Raw genomic sequence first — 4667 nt, 5'->3', positions numbered from 1 at the left:
CTTCAGAAGTTTCGTTCAGTTTTTTTGCCGAATTTAAAATTCCCCCACCACGATTAGCAATTTCCTCATACGACAAACCATTGATTCTATCTACAAATTCCTGAATTCTATTTCCTGCATACACGATATGTGTGTGACTATCTACCCATGTTGGTAAAATTACTTGTCCAGTTGCATCAATAACTTTAGCATCTGAAATTATTGGGCAATTATCCATTGGGCCAAAATCAGCAATAAGATTATTTTCAATTAAAAGATATGCATTATCGATTTTGGGTAAAGTAGCCATTTCTTTTCCAGAAACCTTTTCGATTGAATTTTCTCTAACTTGTAAAAGCTCTTTTATATTGATAAAAAGTGTTTGCATCTGAAATAAAATTTTTAGTAAAAATACTTCTCATTTTTAAAAACTCCTATCTTTATATAAAATTTGTTTGTTTTGAGAAAAATTAAATACAAGAAAGGAAGAAAAGTTCAGCCAAGTGTTCTAGAATACACAGGTTCTCATAAAACTACCCCAACTGAAATTCAATTATTTGTTTATAATGCTGATGATGTAACCGAAATGCAACAATTAGAAGTTTCGGATGTAAAAAACAGTATTAATATTACAAAAGTGAATTGGGTTAACATTCACGGATTAAACGAACCTGATAAAATTGCAGCTATTGGACAAATTTTTGGAGCTGATAATTTTATCATTGGGGATATATTAAATACTACTAAAAGAACAAAATTAGAGGAATATCATGATATTTTGTTTTTTAATGTAAAATCGCTTTTACCTATTAAAGATAGTGATGCTTTAGGGTATGAACAAATTAGTTTTATGTTAAAAGATAATGTTTTGTTATCCTTTCAAGAAAAGCGAAGTGATTTTTTTACACACATAAGAGAGCGATTACGAACCAATTCGGGTGTAGTTAGAACCAAAAAAGCTGATTTTTTATTGTATTTACTTTTAGATGCTATAATTGAAAATTTTTATATTTCTATTGAAAGCGAAGAAGATCGAGTAGACGAAATTATTAATTTATCAAAAGCAAGTACTAAACCAGAAGTATTAGAATTAATTGAAAAACATCGTGATAATTTTAATTTTCTAAAACGTTCTATTATTCCATTACGCGATTCCTTATATTCTATTAAAAGCATGAAGGATGATGATGTTTTTAATGATATTCAGCATGAAAATTATTCTTTTTTCTCACGATTACATCAAAAATGCCTTGAATTATTAGAACAAATTGAATCCGATTTAATAACATTAGAAAGCGCTTCAAGTTACTTTTTTTCGGCGCAGAATCATAAGATGAATGAAGTAATGAAAACCCTAACTGTGGTTTCAATGTTCTTTTTACCCTTAACTTTTATTGTTGGGGTTTATGGAATGAACTTTAAAAATTTTCCAGAGTTAGAGTGGGAGAATGGTTACTTTATTATATGGGGAGTAATGATTGTTGTGGTGCTATTTATGTTTGTTTATTTTAAATTGAAAAAGTGGTTTTAGTTATCATAAAATAATTTTGAATTCTATTGTCAAAAATAAATATTACTACTATCTTTGACGTGAATTCATAAAAATTCCGGAAAACATGTTTGAATTTCAACAGTACCTAGGTTTTTTACTTTTCTTAACCATATTAACTATTGGTTTTTGGTTGATGATTTTCTTAGTAGGATTTGTTCACTATTGGTTGGGCGGTGCTATTATGGAATTGATTAAAGAGAAAAGAGCTAAAAGACAAGCTGAATTAGAAGGATAATTTTCTTTTAATTTTAAAAATAAAAAGTCCCGAATTAATCGGGACTTTTTTTATGGTTAATGGATTTGGAAATTATGGTCTCCCCATAAAATCACCTTCTCCACCGTTATCTTCTCTACGAGGTTGTCTTTCTTTTTCGTTTTTCTGTTTGTTAAAACGATAAGTAAAAGTTAACATTACTTGTCTTACTCTCCATTGCATTTCACTGTACGAACTTACTACGTTTGGAATGTTTGTTTCCATAATTCTTTTTCTTGAATTAAAAACATCACTTACATTTAATGAAATACTACCTTTTTCTTTTAGAATATCTTTACTAAAAGCAAGGTTCATAGAGGCTACTCCTAAAGATTTTCCTTGAGCATTAGTTTGAGGAGCATTATAAGTTGCGTTAGTTTGCCAATCTATTTTATAAGGCAAAGTAATTTTAGAACTAATTCTTGTAAACCAAGTTAAAGCTACATTATCAAAATTTTGTAAAACGGTATTTCCAACGTAATCTACATAGCTGTAATTTCCTTGAGTTTCATTTCTAAACGCATTGAAGTTTCCGTTTAATCTCCACCATTTGTAAGGTGTGTAGTTTAAGTTAAATTCGAAACCTGTTCTATATTCTTTTGATAAATTGATAGGCGTGCTTAAGATGACAGGAACACCTTCTACAAATAAACCAGATTCTTTTCTAATAAATTGAAATGCATCATTTGTAACATTAATGTAAGCTGATGTATTGAATGTTAATTTTTTCCATTTTTTAAGATAGCCTAAGTCAATAGCATCTGTATAGGATGGATTGATATCTGGATTTCCTTGAAAGATATTAATGTTACTTGATAGGGATGAAACTGGGTTTAAGAAACGCCCTCTTGGACGATTAATTCTTTTACTATAACTTAAACTAACAGAACTTGATTCAGAAAACTCGTAATTAAAAGTTGCCGATGGGAATAAGTTATTGTATTTTTTTGTGTTGTAGTCGTTTAAAGATAATGAGTTCACTTCAATATGACTGTCTTCAAAACGTAAACCAAAGAAATAAGAAAATTTATTGATTTTAGAACCATATTGAGTGTAAAGTGCATTTACATTTTCGATATATTCTAAAGTATTAGAAAACTCAGAAACGGGAGTAACCACAAAATCTGTTAAATTCTTTTGAAAACTTCCTCTATACCCCGCTTCAAAACGTCCGTTTTTACCAATTGGCAACACATAATCTGATTGAATTAAGTTTCTTTGTTGGTTGTTTTTATTAGTTGTACCTTGAGTTACTATTGAGGTAGGATTTTCTAAAATTTGATCGTAAATGGTGGCATACTCATTTTCTCTATTTTGAGACGTAGCAAAATCAATTGTTAATTTGTGGTCGTCTTTTTTGAATTTTTTTGTAAAGTTAGAGGTGTACTCAATACTAAATTCATCACTTTTTTGATCGTTCAAACGATTTCTAACAAAAGTTGGATTGTTTGTTGCATCAAAATTATAAAAGAAAACATTATCAGGGTTTTCGCCATTGTTTTCTCTGAATGTTATGGCATTGGTCCAACTTAATGATTTTGATAAATTTAAATCGATTCCAAAGTTAGCATTATATCCTTTACTTAATCGTTCATTAGTTCTTCTTTCTTTAATAAAACGATTTGTCGAACCATCAGCATTAAAATACTCAGCATCGACCATAGTGTTTCCGGGGTTGTTTCTATAATTATATCCTATGTTAGAAAACAAATTATAGTTATTACTTTTCTTATTTAAATTAATGCTTGTTCCATAAGTTTCTGGGTCACCTGCATTTACCATTACCGAACCATTAACTCCATTTGCTTTTCCTTTGCGTAAAACAATGTTAATAATTCCACCACCCCCTTCAGCATCATAACGTGCAGATGGATTGGTAATAACCTCTACTTTTTCAACGGCATCAGCGGGTAATAATTTTAAAGCATCTGCAATATTAATTCCGGCTAAACCAGAAGGTTTTCCGTCAATTAATATTTTAACATTTTCATTACCTCTTAAAGCTACAGTTCCTTCCGCATCAACAGTTACAGATGGTACGTTATCTAAAACGTCACTAACAGTACCGCCTTTTACCATCATATCTTTACCTACGTTGTAAACTCTTTTATCAAGTTTAATTTCTACTGTAGATTTTTCAGCAACAACTTCAATTTCATTTAATTGCGCAACATCTGGCTCCATTGCAATAACACCTAAATTGACATCAGAATTAAATTCAGTTTGTGCTAATTTGATACTTTTAAAAGAGATAAATTCTGCTCTAACATTATATTTACCTGTAGTAACTTCAAATTTGAAATTACCATTTTCATCTGTTATTCCTCCAGATAACTGTTTGGTTATGTTGTTTTCGAAAACTATTGTAGCGTATTCTAAAGGTTGATTCGTGCCTTTTTCAATAACTTTTCCCGAAATAGTAATTTTTTTAACATCAGGTCGTTGCGAAAAAGTAAGCAGGCATGACAATAAAGTAAAGACGGTAATAAGAATTTTTTTGTTCATAATGTTTTTTTGCAAATAAGACCACAAAAGTAACTTTTGGTTTAGTCGTTATTTGCTAAATCTATGTTAAAACTACTAAAGGATTTCGTTAATCTTTTCTTTTGGTCTAGCAATAACGGCTCTATTACCGTTAATTACTATTGGACGTTCAATTAGTTTTGGATTTTCAAGCATTGCTTTAATTATTTCCTCATCATTAAGTTCTTTTCCTTTGTATTTTTCAGTCCAAATTGATTCTTTGGTTCTTACCAAATCGATTGGTTTAATTTTTAGCTTTTGAATTACTTCTTTTAGCTCTGATTCTGAGAACGGTTCATCAAAATATTTTCGAATTTCAAAAGGTTGGTTTAAGTTTTCAATTTCGCACAAACCTTCTCT

General features: G+C 29.8%; 4 protein-coding genes and 1 pseudogene. 2 read left to right on the top strand and 3 right to left on the bottom strand.

Annotation, left to right across the window (positions count from 1 at the left end):
* A pseudogene (locus tag B4I81_RS01305) lies at positions 1–367 on the bottom strand (imidazolonepropionase); the annotation flags it as partial.
* A 72-nt stretch (positions 368–439) separates the two neighbouring features.
* Between B4I81_RS01305 and corA the strand changes: the two are divergent.
* Together corA and B4I81_RS01295 are read left to right on the top strand one after the other, a co-directional pair.
* The gene (corA, locus tag B4I81_RS01300) at positions 440–1510 is read left to right on the top strand and encodes a magnesium/cobalt transporter CorA (RefSeq protein ID WP_291106596.1); all 1071 of its coding nucleotides are present in this window, start codon (positions 440–442) and stop codon (positions 1508–1510) included.
* An 85-nt stretch (positions 1511–1595) separates the two neighbouring features.
* A complete protein-coding gene (locus tag B4I81_RS01295) occupies positions 1596–1766 on the top strand; it encodes a hypothetical protein (RefSeq protein ID WP_008258162.1) in 171 nt (56 codons plus the stop codon).
* A gap of 72 nt (positions 1767–1838) precedes the next feature.
* On the opposite strand, the gene B4I81_RS01290 is transcribed toward B4I81_RS01295, so the two are convergent.
* Both B4I81_RS01290 and B4I81_RS01285 read right to left on the bottom strand, forming a co-directional pair.
* Entirely contained in the window at positions 1839–4289 is a 2451-nt protein-coding gene (locus B4I81_RS01290; protein ID WP_291106594.1) for a TonB-dependent receptor domain-containing protein, read from the bottom strand.
* A 75-nt stretch (positions 4290–4364) separates the two neighbouring features.
* Positions 4365–4667 (bottom strand): ArsC/Spx/MgsR family protein (locus B4I81_RS01285; RefSeq protein ID WP_291106593.1); only part of this gene is annotated, 303 nt, incomplete at its 5' end.

This window comes from Flavobacterium sp. UBA6195 (assembly GCF_002422095.1).
Lineage (GTDB): Bacteria > Bacteroidota > Bacteroidia > Flavobacteriales > Flavobacteriaceae > Flavobacterium.
The sequence above is the reverse complement of the archived record's forward strand: the minus strand, read 5'-3'. Positions and strand labels throughout refer to the sequence as shown.

Excerpts from the sequence above, each read along its gene's own strand:
- B4I81_RS01290 (WP_291106594.1), bottom strand. The coding sequence starts at position 4,289 with ATGAACAAAAAAATTCTTATTACCGTCTTTACTTTATTGTCATGCCTG.
- B4I81_RS01295 (WP_008258162.1), top strand. The coding sequence starts at position 1,596 with ATGTTTGAATTTCAACAGTACCTAGGTTTTTTACTTTTCTTAACCATA.